General features: G+C 56.1%; 1 rRNA gene. It reads right to left on the bottom strand.

What is annotated here, in order from left to right:
- Positions 1–23 precede the first annotated feature (23 nt).
- Positions 24–1,416 (bottom strand): 23S ribosomal RNA (locus tag ACIP5K_RS35700); the annotation flags it as partial.

Below are 1,416 nucleotides of genomic sequence, written 5' to 3'. Positions count from 1 at the left end.
CAACACAGTGGACGCGAGCAACTGAGGACAAGCCCTCGGCCTATTAGTACCGGTCACCTCCACACCTCACGGTGCTTCCAGATCCGGCCTATCAACCCAGTCGTCTACTGGGAGCCTTAACCCCTCAAAGGGGGTGGGAATACTCATCTCGAAGCAGGCTTCCCGCTTAGATGCTTTCAGCGGTTATCCCTCCCGAACGTAGCCAACCAGCCATGCCCTTGGCAGGACAACTGGCACACCAGAGGTTCGTCCGTCCCGGTCCTCTCGTACTAGGGACAGCCCTTCTCAATATTCCTACGCGCACAGAGGATAGGGACCGAACTGTCTCACGACGTTCTAAACCCAGCTCGCGTACCGCTTTAATGGGCGAACAGCCCAACCCTTGGGACCGACTCCAGCCCCAGGATGCGACGAGCCGACATCGAGGTGCCAAACCATCCCGTCGATATGGACTCTTGGGGAAGATCAGCCTGTTATCCCCGGGGTACCTTTTATCCGTTGAGCGACGGCGCTTCCACAAGCCACCGCCGGATCACTAGTCCCGACTTTCGTCCCTGCTCGACCCGTCGGTCTCACAGTCAAGCTCCCTTGTGCACTTACACTCAACACCTGATTACCAACCAGGCTGAGGGAACCTTTGGGCGCCTCCGTTACTCTTTGGGAGGCAACCGCCCCAGTTAAACTACCCATCAGACACTGTCCCTGATCCGGATCACGGACCGAGGTTAGACATCCAGCACGACCAGAGTGGTATTTCAACGACGACTCCCCAACCACTGGCGTGGCTGGTTCAAAGTCTCCCACCTATCCTACACAAGCCGAACCGAACACCAATATCAAACTGTAGTAAAGGTCCCGGGGTCTTTCCGTCCTTCTGCGCGAAACGAGCATCTTTACTCGTAGTGCAATTTCACCGGGCCTATGGTTGAGACAGTCGAGAAGTCGTTACGCCATTCGTGCAGGTCGGAACTTACCCGACAAGGAATTTCGCTACCTTAGGATGGTTATAGTTACCACCGCCGTTTACTGGCGCTTAAGTTCTCAGCTTCGCACACCCGAAAGTGCACTAACCGGTCCCCTTAACGTTCCAGCACCGGGCAGGCGTCAGTCCGTATACATCGCCTTACGGCTTCGCACGGACCTGTGTTTTTAGTAAACAGTCGCTTCTCGCTGGTCTCTGCGGCCACCCCCAGCTCACGGAGTAAATCCGATCACCAGGTGTGGCCCCCCTTCTCCCGAAGTTACGGGGGCATTTTGCCGAGTTCCTTAACCATAGTTCACCCGAACGCCTCGGTATTCTCTACCTGACCACCTGAGTCGGTTTAGGGTACGGGCCGCCATGAAACTCGCTAGAGGCTTTTCTCGACAGCATAGGATCATCCACTTCACCACAATCGGCTCGGCATCAGGTCTCAG

The organism is Streptomyces sp. NPDC088785 (assembly GCF_044750685.1).
GTDB lineage: Bacteria > Actinomycetota > Actinomycetes > Streptomycetales > Streptomycetaceae > Streptomyces.
Note: the sequence above shows the minus strand (reverse complement) of the source record. Positions and strands in the feature narration are given on the sequence as shown.